This is a genomic window from Planctomycetaceae bacterium, from assembly GCA_041398825.1.
Taxonomy (GTDB): domain Bacteria; phylum Planctomycetota; class Planctomycetia; order Planctomycetales; family Planctomycetaceae; genus F1-80-MAGs062.
Map to the genome: position 1 here is coordinate 74,712 of JAWKTX010000001.1, position 17,286 is coordinate 91,997.

At 53.7% G+C, this 17,286-nt stretch carries 14 protein-coding genes; 6 read left to right on the plus strand and 8 right to left on the minus strand.

Features of this window, described 5'->3' with window-relative positions; all coding sequences use genetic code 11:
• The gene (locus tag R3C20_00285; GenBank protein ID MEZ6038908.1) at window positions 1-1,221 is read left to right on the plus strand and encodes a DUF1501 domain-containing protein; all 1,221 of its coding nucleotides are present in this window, start codon (window positions 1-3) and stop codon (window positions 1,219-1,221) included.
• A 1-nt stretch (window position 1,222) separates the two neighbouring features.
• Here R3C20_00285 and dcm read toward each other — a convergent pair whose 3' ends face one another.
• On the minus strand, window positions 1,223-2,443 hold the full coding sequence (dcm, locus tag R3C20_00290; GenBank protein ID MEZ6038909.1) for a DNA (cytosine-5-)-methyltransferase: 1,221 nt from the start codon (window positions 2,441-2,443) through the stop codon (window positions 1,223-1,225).
• A gap of 65 nt (window positions 2,444-2,508) precedes the next feature.
• Window positions 2,509-3,486, minus strand: a complete 978-nt coding sequence (locus tag R3C20_00295; GenBank protein MEZ6038910.1) for a DUF1559 domain-containing protein — start codon at window positions 3,484-3,486, stop codon at window positions 2,509-2,511.
• A gap of 292 nt (window positions 3,487-3,778) precedes the next feature.
• On the opposite strand from R3C20_00295, the gene R3C20_00300 reads away from it, so the two are divergent.
• The 5 genes from R3C20_00300 to R3C20_00320 all read left to right on the plus strand — a co-directional run bounded on the left by R3C20_00300 (window position 3,779) and on the right by R3C20_00320 (window position 10,305).
• Window positions 3,779-4,060 (plus strand): hypothetical protein, encoded by a 282-nt coding sequence (locus tag R3C20_00300; protein ID MEZ6038911.1) that lies wholly within the window; start codon window positions 3,779-3,781, stop codon window positions 4,058-4,060.
• Between the two features lie 273 nt (window positions 4,061-4,333).
• A complete protein-coding gene (locus R3C20_00305; GenBank protein ID MEZ6038912.1) occupies window positions 4,334-5,308 on the plus strand; it encodes a DUF58 domain-containing protein in 975 nt (324 codons plus the stop codon).
• A 47-nt stretch (window positions 5,309-5,355) separates the two neighbouring features.
• Complete coding sequence (locus R3C20_00310) at window positions 5,356-6,807, plus strand: DUF1501 domain-containing protein (protein MEZ6038913.1); 1,452 nt, start codon at window positions 5,356-5,358, stop codon at window positions 6,805-6,807.
• A gap of 222 nt (window positions 6,808-7,029) precedes the next feature.
• Window positions 7,030-8,400: a DNA ligase gene (locus R3C20_00315; protein ID MEZ6038914.1), complete on the plus strand. Its 1,371-nt coding sequence runs from the start codon at window positions 7,030-7,032 to the stop codon at window positions 8,398-8,400.
• A gap of 267 nt (window positions 8,401-8,667) precedes the next feature.
• Complete coding sequence (locus R3C20_00320; protein MEZ6038915.1) at window positions 8,668-10,305, plus strand: hypothetical protein; 1,638 nt, start codon at window positions 8,668-8,670, stop codon at window positions 10,303-10,305.
• A gap of 173 nt (window positions 10,306-10,478) precedes the next feature.
• On the opposite strand, the gene R3C20_00325 is transcribed toward R3C20_00320, so the two are convergent.
• From R3C20_00325 to R3C20_00350, 6 genes are all read right to left on the minus strand, one after another.
• Window positions 10,479-11,402, minus strand: coding sequence for an HAD family hydrolase (locus R3C20_00325; GenBank protein ID MEZ6038916.1), 924 nt, complete (start codon window positions 11,400-11,402; stop codon window positions 10,479-10,481).
• 64 nt (window positions 11,403-11,466) lie between these two features.
• Complete coding sequence (locus tag R3C20_00330; protein MEZ6038917.1) at window positions 11,467-11,694, minus strand: DUF1653 domain-containing protein; 228 nt, start codon at window positions 11,692-11,694, stop codon at window positions 11,467-11,469.
• Entirely contained in the window at window positions 11,691-12,596 is a 906-nt protein-coding gene (locus R3C20_00335; protein MEZ6038918.1) for a metallophosphoesterase, read from the minus strand. Before R3C20_00335 ends, R3C20_00330 begins: the two co-directional genes overlap by 4 nt.
• The gene (locus R3C20_00340) at window positions 12,593-13,981 is read right to left on the minus strand and encodes a sulfatase (GenBank protein ID MEZ6038919.1); all 1,389 of its coding nucleotides are present in this window, start codon (window positions 13,979-13,981) and stop codon (window positions 12,593-12,595) included. Before R3C20_00340 ends, R3C20_00335 begins: the two co-directional genes overlap by 4 nt.
• Before the next feature lie 588 nt (window positions 13,982-14,569).
• Window positions 14,570-15,421 (minus strand): glycerophosphodiester phosphodiesterase family protein, encoded by an 852-nt coding sequence (locus R3C20_00345; protein MEZ6038920.1) that lies wholly within the window; start codon window positions 15,419-15,421, stop codon window positions 14,570-14,572.
• Window positions 15,418-17,238 (minus strand): acetylxylan esterase, encoded by a 1,821-nt coding sequence (locus R3C20_00350; GenBank protein MEZ6038921.1) that lies wholly within the window; start codon window positions 17,236-17,238, stop codon window positions 15,418-15,420. Before R3C20_00350 ends, R3C20_00345 begins: the two co-directional genes overlap by 4 nt.
• Window positions 17,239-17,286 lie beyond the last annotated feature (48 nt).

The window sequence follows — 17,286 nt, forward strand, 5'->3', positions numbered from 1 at the left end:
ATGCATTCTGTTTCACGTCGTCGATTTCTGAATCAGGCTGGTGCTGGCGCTGCGGTTCTTACGCTGGGGGGATTTGCCCCGGATTTTCTTCAGTCCGCGGCTGCGAGATCGAAGAATGAACGCATTCTTGTCGTTGTGGAGATGGCCGGTGGTAATGATGGATTGAATTCAGTTGTTCCATTCGCGGACGATGAATATCAAAAGCTGCGTCCCAAGCTGGCACTGACGGAAATGGAGGTGATCAGGGTGAATGATCAGCTCGGGTTTCACCCTTCGTTGCGCGGATTCGCCGACTTACTGGAGCAAAATCAGTTAGCGGTCGTTCAGGGTGTCGGTTACGACAATCCGAATCGATCCCATTTCGAATCGATGGACATCTGGCACACGTGCCTGCGAAAAAATGAGACTCGTAACGATGGGTGGCTGGGACGGTTTCTGGAGTCGGCTGCCCCGTCAGAGAACGTCGATCCTCTGGCTCTTCATCTGGGCGCTGACAAGCAGCCTTTTGCATTGATGTCGCGCGAAGTGCGCGTCCCTTCGATTCGATCACTTGAGCAGTTTCGGCTCAACGGCATTGACCGTGAGCAGTTTCGGATTGCAGTGCAGGAGCTGACAGATGCAAGGAGCAGCGGTACGAATGATCTGCTGGGATTCGTGCAGTCGAGTACCAGTTCGGCAATTGCGGCCAGCAAACGGATCGAGACCACGGGTCAAGGCTACACACCAGCAAAGTCCTATCCCGCGACGGGACTTGGTGAAAAACTGAAAACAGTGGCAGGGCTGATCGCATCGGGACTTTCCACGAAAGTGTTCTACGTGCAGATTGACGGTTTTGACACACATTCGCAGCAGCCGAACGCTCATGCAGGCCTTTTGCGACAGGTAGGGGATGCCGTTCATTCATTCGTGAGCGACATGGTTGCGCAGGGTCATGGCGACGAGGTTGCCATTATGTGCTTTAGTGAATTTGGCCGACGAGTGGCTGAGAATGCGAGTGAGGGTACGGATCACGGAACCGCAGGCCCGATGTTTATTGCCGGGACGAAAGTGAAAGCCGGACTAATCGGTGATCTGCCTTCGCTGCAGGATCTGCAGGAAGGCGATTTGAAGCATCACACCGATTTTCGTCAGGTCTATGCTGCAGTGCTTGAGGACTGGTTGCAATGCAGCAGTCAGGAAGTCCTGCGCGGCAGGTTCCAGCCGGTTCCCGTATTCGGCTGATCTATCGCTTCAGCAGGCATCCATTGTTTCGCAGCAGTTGCCACTGCATCACCCTGACAATCTGCCCAGCCACAGCTTCGATCACTGCGGGGACAACAGCGTTTCCAAATTGCCGATATGACTGCGTGTCCGAGACAACTTGTTGCTGGAGAAGGTGCTCCGGAAATCCCATGAGACGCCCGGCTTCTCGAGGTGTGAGGCGTCTGGGATTCCTGCCGCGACCCTGCGGGACCAGAATCTCAGAACCATCTTTGTGGTAACGTGCGCTGAGAGTTCTTGTGATTCCATTCGGATCTGCAACGCTGCAGCCAAATCCGTTACCTTTGGCCCGATGGCGTTCCGCGTAGTCCTGAAGATATTGCCAGAGTTTGTCGGAAAGAGTGAACTTGCCGTCTGCTTTTGGTTCGAGAATATCTTTGAGACGCGGGGGGGGCTGATCCGGGGGCTCGGGATACTGGAACGGGGGATTGTCACCAAACACATCCCTGTCAAAGCACACAATGATGACCCGTTCGCGATGCTGGGGAACCCATGATGCCGCGTCGATGATTTTGTTGAAGACGGTGTAGTTCAAGTCATGCAGCGTTCCCTCAATTGTCTTCCAGGTGTTTCCTTTGTCGTGTGAACGGAGGTTCTTGACATTCTCAAGCAGCAGCACAGGCGGGCGATGGTGCTCAATAATTGTTGCCAGATGGAAGAAGAGCGTCCCCTGAGTTTGATCCTTAAAACCGTGCGCGCGTCCGAGGCTGTTCTTCTTGGAGACTCCTGCGAGAGAAAATGGCTGACAGGGAAATCCGGCTGCCAGTACGTCGTGCGGTGGCAGGTCTTTGGCTGCTGCCAGATCCACAACATCTCCCGCAGGGTTCTCACCGAACCAGGCAAGGTATGTTTTCTGTGCGTGTTTGTCGCGTTCACAGGAACGCAGGCACTGACCGCCGACTGCTTCCAGTCCGATTCGCATTCCTCCAACGCCGGAGAACAGATCGACAAACGTAAATGGTACGGACGGCGGCTGGTAACCTGAAGAATTTGAGTCGTCTGGCAGTGAGTCGGCTGGATCTTCTTCCAAAGAATCGAACAGGGTTGGCGGCAGGTGTTTTTCCATCGTCTCAGACAGAATCGAAACGATGTAGGAGTTCTGGCTCATCAGACGACGTTTCGATTCTCTGCGAATGTGTTCATTGACTGCCGTTGGTACGTCGCGAATGAGCAAATTGGGCATCATCAGGTCCCTGGGAAGAAGTGATAGCGAAATGCTAGCACTTCTTCCCAGCGGGTTCCAGCGGGCTACCATTCACCCAGGACATTACCGTCGGCACGCTCACCGAGACTTCGGAATGTGCCGTAGTCGATATTTTCGCTGATGAAGTGTGTCGAGCCATCGCAGAGCAGGAACTGGACACCACCGACGTGTGAACTGCTGAAGTGAACGATGTGGTTGGTCGTGTTGGGAGTTCTCTGCATGGCGGGCATTCCCATCATCGGCGGTTGACCAACGTGACCGAGGATCATGGAGCCAGGGCCTTCCTGCATCATGGGCATGGTCATCATGCCGGCCGGGCGCATGACACCGGGAATAGCGGCGTACCAGGTACTGTTTGCTTTCACGGGTGTTGAGACTCCCATAAATTTATGTTCTGCCTTTCGTTCACCAACGCAAATTGTGTTTGCAGTACCATCCGTAATATCACGAAACCGTACACGGCTGTTGCGGAAGAAGATGCCTGTTCCCATTCCCGGCTGACTCGTGATATTTGCGTAGCCAACAATTCCAACGTAATTCGAGCTGGGCAGCGACTGTGTCGTGCCATTTCCATCGACGACGTCGAAGGTTTCCGGGGCCGGGTCTGTCGGGCAAAGGAAGGAGGTCAGAACCTGCCGGCTGACGATGGACATATTTGCCGGGTTGGACGCATCAAGCAGCGTGTTCACGCTGTTTGAGAGATTGGATTGTTCAATTTGCGGCATGATGGCGAAAGACCACGCATAGCTTGGACCAGCGTCTGCAGAAGCAGGTTGTGAAGCAGTCACGTTTCTGGACGTGTATCCCGGTGGAAAAGTGTTGAAGATGTCGTGGTAGTTATGTAGCGCCAGACCAATTTGTTTGAGATTGTTTTTGCATTGTGTTCTTCGCGCTGCTTCGCGCGCCTGCTGAACGGCCGGAAGTAACAGTGCGATCAGAATAGCAATAATAGCAATGACGACTAACAGTTCGATCAAAGTGAATCCGCGCGATGCGCGCACGCAGGAAGTGTGTTTAGGCATGGAAAGCTCCTGTACAGAAATCATCAGATGAACGTCGATATGAGGTCGACGACAGTCGGGATCTCAGCAGCAGGTCTTCGGCGGCGGCGTTTCCACGCGCGAGCAGATGAGGGGCAGGCAGTCATTCGAAGATTCGATCACCTCGAATGCAGAGTACCCGCTTTGAATGTGGCACACGTCCGGCTTTAGCCGTGGTTCCGTGATGGTCAGAATTCCAGCCGCTGGATCCGCTCCACAAGAGCATCTTCCAGTGAGGATTGCAGCTGATGAGGGTTCCCCGCATGGCTTTGACTTGCAGGAAGAACAGCTACTGCGGCACTCCATTCCGGATTTGCTGGCAAGGCGTTTTGCGCAGCAGGCGGGCAATGACTTTTGTTCAGGGGTTGACGTTTTCGCGGCTGAGCAGCAGGTCCGTCTGGCCGGGGTAGCCGGTGCGGTGGTGTTCTTGTCGGATGTGAGGCCGGGATTTTTCGAACAGCAGCAGGTGCCGGAGGATGATGCGTCGTTCGCGCAGCGACAGCCGGGCGACCGTCCACTCAAGTCCTGTGGCAGGCCGATCGACGTGATGGCGTAATTCAACGCCAGGAGGATGGTCAACAATTGTCGCATTGGAAGGATCGTGATTATTGTTTCGCTTCTCAACAAGCAAAAGTACGCCGATTCCTTCGCGGAGTCGCAAATGAGAAGCGACTCCAGGCGGTTGGAGGTAGTTGGAGACAATGGAAATCGGGTGTGCATTTGTGCTGTGGAGCGTGAACCATCACAATGACTGGAGGCAGGCTGAATTCAGCGCGGTGCCTGTTTCGCGGTATTCTTCCATGGACCTCTCTCCGGCGAGTGAATGCGTATGGCTGTGAAAGCGAATCAGAAAGAACGACCTGGGGAGCCGGGAGAGGATCTTTCAGAGCCATCGTCGGCGGTCCACCTGAACACGTCCCGGTATCAGTCTCCCATGGATCCGCAAGTCGTGATGGCGATCAAATCGCTTGAACTTCGAGCAAAGATTGTGATGGACGGTTTCCGAACGGGTCAGAATCGAAGCCCTCGACATGGATTTTCGGTCGAGTTTTCCGAATACAGACAATACACACAGGGAGACGACCCCAGATTTCTGGACTGGAAACTGTTTGCGCGGACAGATCGCAGCTACATCCGATTGTTTGAAGATGAAACGAATCTGCGGTGTTACGTTGTCATGGACGCGAGTCGATCGATGGACTTCGGGACACCGGGGTACACCAAGTTCGACTATGGCCGGACGATTGCGGCGAGTATTGCCTGGATGTTGAATCGCCAGGGGGACGCGGTCGGGCTGACATTATTCGATGAAGCTGTTCGGCTGCTGGTGCCGGCTCGATATCGACCGGGGCAGCTGCGGCGATTGCTGGTAGCGTTGGAAGAACCGACTTCGGGGAAAGAAACGAATCCGGAACTGGCTTTAGAGACAGCCGCCCGTCGTTTGAACAAGCAGGGGTTGGTGGTGCTGGTTTCGGATCTGCTTGCCGACATAAGTCAGATTGAAGAAGGTCTGAAGCTTTTGCGGGGTTGTCGTCACGACCTCATTGTGTTTCAGGTACTGGATCCGGCAGAGCTGACTCTGGACATTCCGAATCCTCACTTGTTTGAAGATCTCGAAACCGGGCAACAGGTATTTGCAGATCCGGCTCTCGTTCGCTCGGAGTTTGTTGATAAGATTCAGGAACACAACCGTCAGGTTCGGTTGGCGTGCGAGTCGGTTGGCGCTTCATTCGTGCAGTTGACAACAGACCAGCCGCTGGAGCTTGCGTTAGCCGAATTTCTGCAGGCGCGTCGGCAACGATGAAATCACGGGACTGGCTAATTCGTATTGTTTGACTGTTGAGATGTCCAATGAATCGTTCGCGGGGCCATTGTCGTCAGTTCTTTCAGCCGGATAATCGCAGGGCGTTCCTGAACAACGCCGCCTGCGGGTTTGGTGCGGTGGCGTTGAGCCACCTGTTCGGTCATTCCGACGGCTTGGTGTATGGCCAAAATGAGAATCGTTCCGGTAGCGGGCTGGCTCCAAAGCCGACCCACCACGATCCTCGTGCGACAAGTGTGATTTTTCTTTACATGGATGGTGGCGTGTCACAAGTGGACTCGTTCGATCCCAAACCCAGACTCAAAGATTTTGAGGGTCGGCCATTTCCGTCAAAGATGGAGCCGACGCAGTTCAACAATATTGGCAACACGCTTCCAAGCCCATGGCAATTCAGGCAATACGGCGAAAGTGGAATTCCGGTCAGCGACTTGTTCCGGCAAACCGCGAAGCACGTCGATGAAATGGCTGTGGTTCGTTCGATGGTTTCAAATTTTCCGGAGCACACGAATGCCAATTACTTTCTGCATACCGGCAATGGTCAGCAGGGGCGTCCGTCAATGGGGGCCTGGTTTGGGTACGGACTGGGGACTGAGTGTCAGGATTTGCCCCATTTTGTCGTGTTGAACGGCGGTTTGATTCCGCCGGGTGGCATTGACAATTTTGGAAGCGGGTTCCTGCCCGCCAGCTATCAGGCATCAGTCTTCGCGAACGGCGATCCACCGGTTTCGGATATCAAGCCGCGGGAATCATCCGCCGAGCTGCAGCGGAAGAAGCTGGATGTAATTCGTCGGATGGATCTTGCATCGCTGGACAGATATGGCCGCGACGATCAGGTCGAATCGGCGATCGCCAACTACGAATTGGCAGCACGTATGCAGCTGGCCGTACCTGAGTTGACGGATCTGAGTCAGGAGACTCGCGCGACTCAGGAAATGTACGGCATGTTTGATGAGTTCAGGAATACCACAACATTCGGTCGTCAGTGTCTGGTCGCTCGTCGGCTTGTGGAACGAGGTGTTCGTTTCATCGAACTGACCTGCCCGGGTGGAAACGGAGACCGCTGGGATCAGCACAACAACCTGTTCGATGGGCACACCAAGAATGCTCGATCGGTGGATCAGCCGATTAGTGCCCTGTTGACGGATCTCAAGCAACGTGGTCTGCTCGAAAAAACGCTCGTTGTGTGGGCTGGTGAATTTGGCCGGACTCCATTCGCGCAGGGAAAAGACGGACGTGACCACAATCAGTACGGATTTTCAATCTGGATGGCGGGTGGGGGAATTCGCGGTGGCGTGACCTATGGTGCAACCGATGAGTTTGGGTACAAGGCCGTGGAAAACAAGGTTGAAATCCATGATTTACACGCGACGATGCTTCACCTTCTTGGCATGGACCACCTGAAACTCACGTATCGATTCAGTGGCCGCGATATGCGGCTCACCGACGTTGCAGGCGTGGTTGTTGAAGACATCATTGCCTGATGCCCGAAACCTTCGAAGTTCTTTTTGCACGGCAGGGCAGTACGGCAAAGGTGACTTGAAACCTGATTTGGTTGTGCCACCCGTTGCTGAATTTGCCGTCATCCCGGGTTGTCCGGAAGTCTCACCGTTGTGCGCAGAGTTCCTGAATGACCCTTAGCTGAACGTTTTTATCTCTGGTCCTGTGATTGCGGATTCATAACGACTTGTTAACGGGAGAAAACGATGCCCGATATTCCGGACGGTGAAACTGTTGAGGTTCAGGGATCGGCTGCAAAGCCCTATGTGCTGACGAATGTCGGTGGTGTGTATTCCTGCTCCTGTCCGGCGTGGCGAAACCAGTCGACCGCAATCGAAAAGCGAACCTGTAAGCATTTGCGGAAATATCGGGGTGAGAAAGAGGAAGAAGAACGTCTGGGCGGAGAGTTGCCAACAAGAGCCGTGAAGTCCAGTTCTGATGTGAAAGGCCCGCCCATGCTGTTGGCTCATGCATGGGACAACACTCAGGATCTTTCGGGTTGGTGGATCAGCGAGAAACTGGATGGTGTAAGAGCCTATTGGGATGGAAGCAGATTTCTGTCCCGGCAAGGCAATGAATTCATGGCTCCGAACTGGTTTGTGGACGGGCTGCCCTTAACGCCACTGGATGGCGAATTGTGGCTGGATCGAAAGGCGTTTCAGAAAACAATAAGCATTGTTCGTCGGCAGGATCGGAGCGAGCACTGGAAACAAATACGCTACATTGTCTTCGATGCGCCTGCGGAAAAATCCGTATTCGAAGAACGGATTGAGTTTCTGAAAGATCATTTTGCAACACGACAGCAACCTTACACAAGACTGCTGGATCATACACTTTGTCGGAACGTCAGCCATTTGCGGCGGGAGTTGCAGCGGGTGGAATCGCTTGGAGGCGAAGGACTAATGCTTCGCCAGCCAGGTTCGAGATACGAGATTGGTCGGTCGGCATCGCTGTTGAAAGTCAAGACGTTCCACGATGCTGAGGCAACCGTGATCGGCCATCAGAATGGAAGGGGCAAGCACAAAGGTCGTTTGGGAGCACTCGTCGTCAGACTGGCTGACGGGACCGAATTTTCGGTGGGCACTGGCTTCACCGACAAACAACGCGAGCAGCCTCCTGCGGTAGGTTCTGTTGTCACGTTCCGATACCAGGAATTCACAGACGCTGGCGTACCCCGATTTCCTTCCTTTGTGCGGGAAGACGCTGCCGTGAATTCGTCCTCCAATGCAGATCCTGCTGCGCGGCGGGCAGAATGGAAGCCGTCGTCTGGTTCGAAAGCAGGTCGGGCGACGAAAACGTCCTCGAAAAAGAAAATGGCTCCGGCGGCAGATGTTCCGACCGCAGGTGCCGCTGCTTCTTCCGATGATGCAAATCGCCGCTACTTTGAATTCAGCGACGGCAAATCGCATAAGTTCTGGGAGATTTCAGTGGACGGCAATGCTGTGACGGTCAGGTATGGTCGGATCGGAAGCAAGGGAACCACGAACCGCAAGGATTTTGCCGACGCCGAAGCTGCCCGGAAGCACCAGACGAAGCTGATTGATGAGAAAACCTCGAAAGGCTACGCAGAGGTCTGACGCCAGAACTGCTGCCCGGGCCGGCATTGATTTCTCCGCTTATTGATGGAAATGTCGGCATCAGTGGCTGTGATCATGAACGTCAGGCAGAAATTGCTGTTCCATGATTTCCGGGTCTTGTCGTAAACTGCAGGAAACCTGGTCGGGACAGGTGGTTTTCCTGCGTTGTTTCGACCTGTGTGGTGACTGTGAGTTACCGCACAATTATGGATTGGACGGAGTACTGTCTTCGGCAAGGGCAGTTTTCAGGAGGGAAAGGAACCCGCAATGCCTCGCACAACTCAACTCAGACCGGCGGCCGCGGCAGAACTTGGCCGCGTTGTTCTGGCTGCAATGCTTACCGTAACTATTGGATCGGCCGCTTTGGGACAGACGGACCCTCGCATTGGACGAGCGGATACCAATTTCGACAGTCTGGGTCGCATGTTGACGGACCCGGGTATGACCACTCCGGGGCAAAGCATTCGGGGACCTGGCTACCTGAATTCACCTCCGCAGGTCGATCTTTCAAAGGTGGATCAGCGTGTCGTCGCGAATCTTTTGAAGGAAGCTGTTGTCGAATCTGATCGGCTTTACACAGCGCTGGATGCCGATTATCGACGAAACCCTTCGCTTCGCCCTCTGTTTCAGGATTTGTTCAAACTGCAGTCTCAGGCGAAACGACTGAATCAGGATCTTGCAAACCGCGTTCCGCTTCAGGATGTACTCGTTAACTTTCGAATGCTGGACAGTGACTGGCGAAACCTGTCACACCAGCTTTCGCAGACAGCTGGTTTGAGTGCGCAGACCCGCGAGAGCGTGGATCGAATCAACCGAATTGACCAGGAAGTTGGAAAACTGTTCAGCGTGGAGCCCACGCTGGATCGCGGTGCGTTGTTGTCCGAGCTTTCGACCATGAACAACGCACTTCGTGTACTGGTCGATGAACTTGAATACGATCCGAACACAGATCGCACTACCCAGCAACTGATCGTGGACGTGCGAAAACTGCAGCAGCAGACGAGTCGTATTGAATCGATGGTTTGGGACAATATTTCCCACAAGATGCTGGTGGATGAATACACTCGATTCAGTTTGATGTGGAGCACCACTCTGGAGCGTCTACGTCCACTGGGAAGCAACCGATATATTGAGCGTCAGGTGCGATACCTCGTCGACTCTGAGAATAAGATTCAGCAGCTTCTGTGGATGGAGAACAAATCAAACCGCGCTCAGTTAAAGCAGACCGCAGTCGCACTGATGCGCGACGTTGATGAGTTCTATAACCGGACTGCATTAAAGTTGCTGCTGAATGTTCGTGAACCTGCGGCGGCCCTGCAGACTGCCAATGACTTCTATGGAACAGTTGAAAATATCAAGGACCTGATTGATCGAAACGAAAGCGATGCCAACATTGTTGATGCCTATCAATACGTGGAAGAATATGGCTATACCTTCATTAAACGCTTCGACGGATTGAATAGTCAGGCCGCTCGAATTGTGTTGCGAGAGATCGAAGATGGTATCCACACACTTCGCACAGAGTTGAATCTAAGCGGAACAGTCACTCAGATTGACTATCGTTCACTGATTCAGCTGGCAGCATCACTTGAGAATCTGGCGGATCATATGGACTATGACGTAAAAGACTGGCTGAACAAAGACCGCCAAAGTTTCCGTGCCGAGGCTCTTCGGGCGTCACAGAATTTTGCTTCTCGATGTCGTCGGCTTCACCTGATGGTGGAAGCTCAGGAAAAAATGTCGACACTGCAGAAGGAAGCAGATGGTGTCTATCAGGATTGGCTTGTGATTTATCGTTATCTCAGCCAATGTCGGACAGAAGACCGCACACATCTGGCTCAACTGGCTCGTGAAGTGACTCAGGCTATCTACGATATCAGCGCTCCATTGCAGCTGAATCTGTAGACCCGAATATACTCAGGATTCCCCTCCTCAGAAGCGAAGTTTGCGGATGCCCAGCATCTGTGAACTTCGCTTTTTTGATGAGCAATCCAGCGATTCAGGATTTCAGCATCGGGTTCGATTCAAGGGGCGCCGCTGTTTGTCCGGTCAGTTTAGATCGTGAACCCCTGCCTTTATCAGTGGAGCTGATTAAGAATGTCCAGAACGCCTTCGATCTCGTTATGTGGAGAAACGTAGTCGGCCTTTTCACTAATCTGTGGTTCAGCATTGGCGGGACAGCCGAACCATGCGACTCGTTCAGCGATGAACCGGTCGCCCATCGTATCACCAATTCCAACTGTTCGTGCGGGATCAATACCGATCTCGGCCAGCAATCGATCTATGGCCGTGCCTTTATTGACGTGCTGGAGATCGCAGTTGATGTAGAGCCATGTCATAGAAACTCGAATCGGCCAGTCCCGTTTCCGAAACTCGTCAGCAATCTCTGGAGCAATAGACCGCAGATAGCTCGTATCGGGATGATACAGAGCCACCGATGCCGTCTTTCCCGGTTGCTGGATGACGCCATGCGAATGATACCGCGATCTCAGAAGTCTTCGGGCTTCATGGACGACCTCCAGATGTTCGTCCGTAATAGCTGGCTCGCATTCAAATGTGTTGTTTGTCGGACGCCACAGCCAGACACCGTTTTCGCCGATGCACGGGATCAGTGTATTGTGCAGCAGACGACACAGGCACTCGACAAAGCCAATGGGTCTGCCGCTGCAAAGAGTCACGACGGGGCGGTCATGCTTCGCGATGGCATGACGATTGTACTCGGCAATCTGCGATAGCGCACGCACATTGATCGGGGCGTGTGACTCGGGCGACAGGCAACCGTCGATGTCGCAAATCACGAGGTCGTATATCCCATTTGTATGAAATGTCACAGATACAACTCGAATGAAGGAATTCAGGCAGACTTTCTCAACACCAGTCTGACCGGAATCCAGTCCAGAAAGAAGAGGGACGATTACCAGCTTCCAGAGCCCCTGACTACCGCAACTGATAAATTGAGCCGTGTGTTCTATGGTTCCGAATGTCCCTTCATGCACGGCCATCCTGCTGTCGCTGAATTGTCAGCAGCAAAGTGGGATGCGAACGACATGCGGAGTCGGTTTTCTGTCACGTTCCTTCATCATCTGACCCGATGAATTCGAAGCGTGGCTGGGTCCTGCCATTCACTTTGACGGTTTCCTCAAACATCGCCTTCGGGCGGACCCAGAGTCCACGTTCACCGTAATCCGGTTGATACACGACCAGTTCCTCGCCGGTTTCACTATGGTGAGCGAGGCCGATGACGATGTACTCATTGCCTTTGTAGTGCCGGTAACGGCCGGTCTGTATCGTCACGCCTGCGACTCCCATCGGTGGCTCGTCTGCATCCGAAATCCAGTGACACAGATCGTGCCGTCAACGTCAAGACTCATGACAGAATACCCGTTATTTTCAGCTCCTGATCCTTCGACCATAGCGACCATCGTGCAGTAGCGGATTCCGCCAATACTGGTGAGATCGTTCTTGTGGCTATGGCCCTGAAACACGGCCAGTACCTTGCCCGATTCCTCGAATACTTCTCGTACTTCAGCACAGTTCTTGACGCCATAGTGATTACTGACATCCAGTCGCTGATGGGCAAACACGACCGTTTTTCTGTCTGTGTTTTTCAGGTCGGCTTTGAGCCATTCGACTTCGGCGGCGGGAATGTTTGGGTCAGTCCACTCAAAGTTCTTTCGACCATACGGTCGGCTATCGCTGCGAAAGCATGAGTCAAGAACGATAAAATGGAAGTCACCGGAATCAAATGAATAGTACGATTTCGGTTGTTCAACGCCACTAAGAAACTCGTCTTTGGTGAGTGTGTGGACGCAGTGGTTGCCGAGTACATAGTGCCGCTGTTTGCAGATGGCGGAAAAGTCCCGGTTGATCCGTTTCAGGTAGCCAAGCTCCGTATCCACACTGTCGGCTGCGTCGATAAAGTCGCCCAGTTCGACGATAAATGTCGGTTCGTGTTTCTCAAACTGTTCGGCAGCCTCGGCGAGCTTGTCGAGTGTCTCACGATAGAAGCGAGAGCCGACCGGTGCTTTGTCGGCATAGTGCAGGTCTGTAATAAGCCCGATCTTCAATGCTGGTTTGTGTTCATCCGCAAAGACTGATGACGCATCCGTGTTGACGGCGGTCAGGATCAGCATGCCGTTCTTCAGGAATGTACGTCGGTCCAGCGTCACCGTCGTTGGGGCTTCATTTCTTCTCATTCTCTATCATATCCCTTCAGTTGGTGAAGTGCGTCCGTCAAATCCTGGACAGCCTTCTGGTGACTCTCAACGACATTGACGTTTTCTCCGGGATCAGCCTGGTGGTCATACAACATCTGCGAAGTCTGCTTGCCTGTCTTGTCGGTGTATTCCGTAAAGCGGAATTTCTCAGTGCGGATAGAGTCACCGTTCTGAAACCGTCCTACGGCGGCTGACTTCCATTCAGCCTCGGGGTCTTTCATCAGCGGAGCGAGGCTGCGGCCTTGCAGGTGATCCGGCAAAGGGATGTCCGTTAGTTCGCAAAGTGTCGGGTACAGGTCGATAGACTCGACCAGCCCCGCCCTCCTTTGACCGCCCTGAATTTTCGGAGCCCGCACGATCACCGGAATTTGCATTGAGGTTTCATAGCAACTGTGTTTGCACCACAGTGTATGTTCACCAAGGTTCCAGCCATGATCGCCCCACAGGACGACAATCGTATTGCTGGCCAGTTCGAGCCGGTCTAGTTCATCCAGCAGTTTTCCGATCTGAGCATCGGTGTAACTGACGCAGGCATAGTAGCCGTGGATCAGATTGCGGGCTGTTTCATCCGAAACCGGACCTGTTTCCGGAATTCCGGCATAAGCCCGGAGTTCGCCTGACGAGTGAATCGATGCTTGCGGTGCATCTTTGGGGGCGTAGTAGTTGTCGGGGAGAAGAATCTTCTCGTGATCATACATTTCCCAGTATTTTTCGGGGGCGATGAATGGGAGGTGTGGCTTGAAGAAGCCGACGGCAAGAAAGAATGGCTGATCCTTCTCTTTCAGCCTGCGGAGATCGGCAACGGCTCGCTCGGCGAGAACACCATCGGCATAAGCATTATCCGGCACATCTGCTGACTCCCATGCCGGGCCTCGTTTGCTGTTTCCCTGCTTTTGTTGTTTCTCGTATTCACGGTTCTCAGGCCGCCGATACCACGGGATTCCTTTCGGTCGCCATGCCGGTTCCGACCAGCCTTCGGAGTTGTCGTCCGGGTGATGAAACACTTTGCCGAGCGAAACGGTGTAGTATCCGTTTTGCCTGAACTGGGTATTGAATGTCGTCACCCCCGGCGCATCCTTTTCGGCCGATGTCAGGTAACTTACGAAGCGGCTGGGTGTGGGCCGGATGCCGGTCATCAAACTCGCACGTGACGCTCCACACGTCGGCACCATGCAGTAGGCCCGCTCGAACAGGACACCTGATGCCGCCAGCCTGTCGATATTCGGGGACTGGATGTGCTGCTTGCCATAGCAACCTAACTCCGGACGCAGATCATCGACGGCGATGAACAGAACGTTTGGACGCTCGGCAGCGAGCATCTGACTTTGAAGAAGTAAGGCGAGCAGAAGTATTAGTCGGCTCATCGTTGTCTATCCAATGTCAAGGCTGATGAAGGAGTCTTCATTTCACTGTCCGCTCAAAAACCGGGGCAGGCAGGACGACTGGAAACCATCGTGTTGTCAGGTCTCCCGCTCGAGCCAGTTCCGTTTTCAACAGGCTGCTAACTCGACTTATCGTCTGGCACGACCTGACAAGTTTTTCCAGTGCAGACCTTCTCTTTCTCGCAAGGCCGCTGGTTCAAAGTGACTGAGCGTTCGCAAACGTCCGCCCCCTGAGGACAATCGATCTGGTTGCGGCCAATCATTTGAAATTCGGCGTCGGTGATGAGAAGAACCTTTGGATCACGATAGCAGCCGAACCGACAGCAGTCGTTGACAAAGTTGCAGTCTGCATTCCCGAACGCGAGTGTCCGCTTATGGTAGCGTGCTAACCTCCGAACTTGAATTGACCACCGTACTCGTGAATGTCGTTCTGCTGAATTCCATCAGCAAACTCTCCCGGGACGATAACTTGTTCTTTCGGAAAACCAATCTCTACTGCACCCTGGACGGCTTTCTCCTGCTTCCTTCTCGTTACCGGCCTGAAACACAAGTACAAACGTCGCGGTCTGTTCAGTCTCTTACAGATGTTCTGAGAAGCATTCCGGGATGATCGGTGTAGAGTCGTTCAACTCCCATGCCGAGCAGCTTGACCACCAATGCCCGGTCATTAACCGTCCATGCTCCAGTTTCTATCCCTGCAGCTTGGATCTTCCGGACTTTTTCAGGTGTGACGCCGCTGTGGTGAAGCACTAGAGACTCGAATCCATATTGTTTGGCTATCCGTATATCTTCGTCGATATCTGTATCGGCCCCCCGGTCCCAGAATACGGGGATGTCAATTGCCAGCCTCTTCACCTCTTTCATGTAGTTCAGATTTCCGTCATTGAAGCCCACCCATCGTTCGGCATTCATTGCTTTGACGAGAGCGATAGCGTCAGAAACGCAGTCCATCTTGGGCTGGATGGAAACCCGAGTGCGTTCCTGCTTCATGACCAGCCGCAATACATCTTCCAGCAGCGGAATCTTTTGAACGGGGCATTCCTCGAACGATTTGCCGGTACGACGGCGGAAGTCGGTGCCAACATCGACGCCAAGTAATTCGGCATAAGTGGAAGCGGCGACGTCGAGGTTCCTGTCGCCCACACGCACGGTCGTGTTGTCATGTATGACGACCAGTTTGCGATCGACCGTGCGAAAAATGTCCAGTTCGATCCAGTCGGCTCCGACTTCGACACCACTTTCGAAGGCCGGCAGGGTATTCTCGGGGAATTCACCCGAATTACCTCGGTGCGCCGTTACGCCGTTCTTAAGAAACGACTTATCTGGCTCTATCGCTACTGACGATGAGACGGCACAAAACGCAACGGTTAGCCACAGCAAGGATTTCACTAAGCAGCCCGGTAAGAAGGTGTCGTTCATCATCTGTTTTCACTTTCCTGCAAGTACAACCTTTGTACCTTTGGCTGCTGCCCTTTCCAGCTTTTACTCCCAAACAACTTGCCATCTTTTTCGAAGTAGGCCCGCAGGCTCAGCAGATCGATATTCTTCCACGACGACAGCTTCTGGCCGGTTGTCGCGGTGAAAGCATCCGGCAGAAGGGAGAGAGTTTCCGGCTTGCCGCCTCGGAGTCTTATGACTGCCACGAACTCCTGTGAGTTACCTCGATACGAGCGGAAGAAGTTCTCCGTCAGGACAATGACCAGCTCGTTTTCGTACTCTGCCTGCGCTTCAAGAACAAGCTTTTGATTGGACTGACCCTGCCACCTGGGATCGCTGAGCTTGCGTGTCGAGTATTCCCAGTGATGCCTATTGTTCGCGGAGAGCTTGTACCAGTCCTGCCAACCATGTGAGAAGTCGTCAATCAGGGAACTTCTGGTGTCCGTGGCTTTCGTTTCAGCCCGGCGCAGATCGTCTGGAGTCGCCGTATGCAGCATTGAGCTGATCGCCAATCTGTCGGTCGGCTCTGATTGAGGAGCAGCCGGACTCACCGGAATCCTGTAGTAGATATTCGCATAGGCAAAAAGTGGTTGTTTGACGCTCAGGATGGGCAACTTTGCGGTCCATACGCTTTCGTCATTCGTCGCTTCAGCCGTTCGCCAGAACCGTGCCTGCGGATCAGGATCAAGGGAATACAAGAGTTGAACTCGGTCAATCGGCAGGGAGGTGTCGGGTGAGATCCGGAGGACTGGAATACCATCATCGGTCGTCAGCATCAGATTCGATTCCGGCGTCTTCGGAAACTTGAAAGTCTCTTTGAGGAACTGATCGATCCAGAGCGGCCTCGCCACTGCGAACTCTGGTGTGAACCGATGATTCATGTGCGGTGTGAAGGCGTAGCGGACATTCTCGTGCGGAATGAGCTCCCCCGTGCGATACGTGTCGTCCATGATGCCATGGAAGTCGTTCGTCGCCCCCAGCCAGAGCAGCGGAGCCCTGATCAGCGATGCATACGATTCGAAGCCGATGGTTGCATTGTACAGGCCCACATCTCCGTTGGGCGTTTGCTTTCGCTGTTTGGGCAGAAGTGGCCACGGCTGAGTGCGAAAGCCTGATCCGCCGACGGACGGGACCGCGGCTTTTACGCGATCATCTGTTCCAGCGACATAGATGGTCAGATTGCCGCCCATCGAATGGCCGTAAACCCCAAGCTTGTCGGGATCAACTTCGGTTTGCTGCTCCAGGAACGTCAGTCCTCGTCTGGCGCCCAGCGTCAGCAGGTACCAGTTGTTGTTGCGAGGAGAATCGACCGGATCAAGATAGTTCTTACCGGTTTTCAGGTTGAAATAGCCGGGGACGTTCTGCTGGGTCGGATCAACGGCCCCCCAGTCTGTGTTCGGGTCGCCTTCCTTCGCCTCTTCCATCTCTCGACCGCCCCAGTTGATCGACAGGCAGGCGTAACCACGCTTCGCATAGAACTCAACTTCGTGCAGAAAAGCTCGCTGACCACCGCCATGCAGGTGTAACAACCCCGGCCGCTTCTCTGCGCCTTCTGGAAAAGCGAAGAACGCTGCCATACGAGCCGGTTGGCCCTTGAAACTCCCGATGTGGAACGTGATGTAGCGGTAGACGACAGCGTCCTTTTCCCATTCCCGCACAACTCTGGTATCGAGCGGGTCTGTTCGGGGATCGAAGTCGGCAAAGAGTTCCTTGACTGTAGTGGGGACTTTGGGTTCGTCAGCGGCCATGTCTATGCACGAGAAGAGGCCGACAACGGTGGTGATGATCCAGACACGATTCACTTGTATGCCTTACTGAAAACCACGATTTTCACTTGGACGGAAACATTG

Excerpts from the sequence above, each read along its gene's own strand:
- R3C20_00340 (MEZ6038919.1), bottom strand. The coding sequence starts at position 13,981 with ATGAGCCGACTAATACTTCTGCTCGCCTTACTTCTTCAAAGTCAGATG.
- R3C20_00285 (MEZ6038908.1), top strand. The coding sequence starts at position 1 with ATGCATTCTGTTTCACGTCGTCGATTTCTGAATCAGGCTGGTGCTGGC.
- dcm (MEZ6038909.1), bottom strand. The coding sequence starts at position 2,443 with ATGCCCAATTTGCTCATTCGCGACGTACCAACGGCAGTCAATGAACAC.
- R3C20_00295 (MEZ6038910.1), bottom strand. The coding sequence starts at position 3,486 with ATGCCTAAACACACTTCCTGCGTGCGCGCATCGCGCGGATTCACTTTG.
- R3C20_00325 (MEZ6038916.1), bottom strand. The coding sequence starts at position 11,402 with ATGGCCGTGCATGAAGGGACATTCGGAACCATAGAACACACGGCTCAA.
- R3C20_00310 (MEZ6038913.1), top strand. The coding sequence starts at position 5,356 with ATGAATCGTTCGCGGGGCCATTGTCGTCAGTTCTTTCAGCCGGATAAT.
- R3C20_00345 (MEZ6038920.1), bottom strand. The coding sequence starts at position 15,421 with ATGATGAACGACACCTTCTTACCGGGCTGCTTAGTGAAATCCTTGCTG.
- R3C20_00315 (MEZ6038914.1), top strand. The coding sequence starts at position 7,030 with ATGCCCGATATTCCGGACGGTGAAACTGTTGAGGTTCAGGGATCGGCT.
- R3C20_00320 (MEZ6038915.1), top strand. The coding sequence starts at position 8,668 with ATGCCTCGCACAACTCAACTCAGACCGGCGGCCGCGGCAGAACTTGGC.
- R3C20_00335 (MEZ6038918.1), bottom strand. The coding sequence starts at position 12,596 with ATGAGAAGAAATGAAGCCCCAACGACGGTGACGCTGGACCGACGTACA.
- R3C20_00305 (MEZ6038912.1), top strand. The coding sequence starts at position 4,334 with ATGGCTGTGAAAGCGAATCAGAAAGAACGACCTGGGGAGCCGGGAGAG.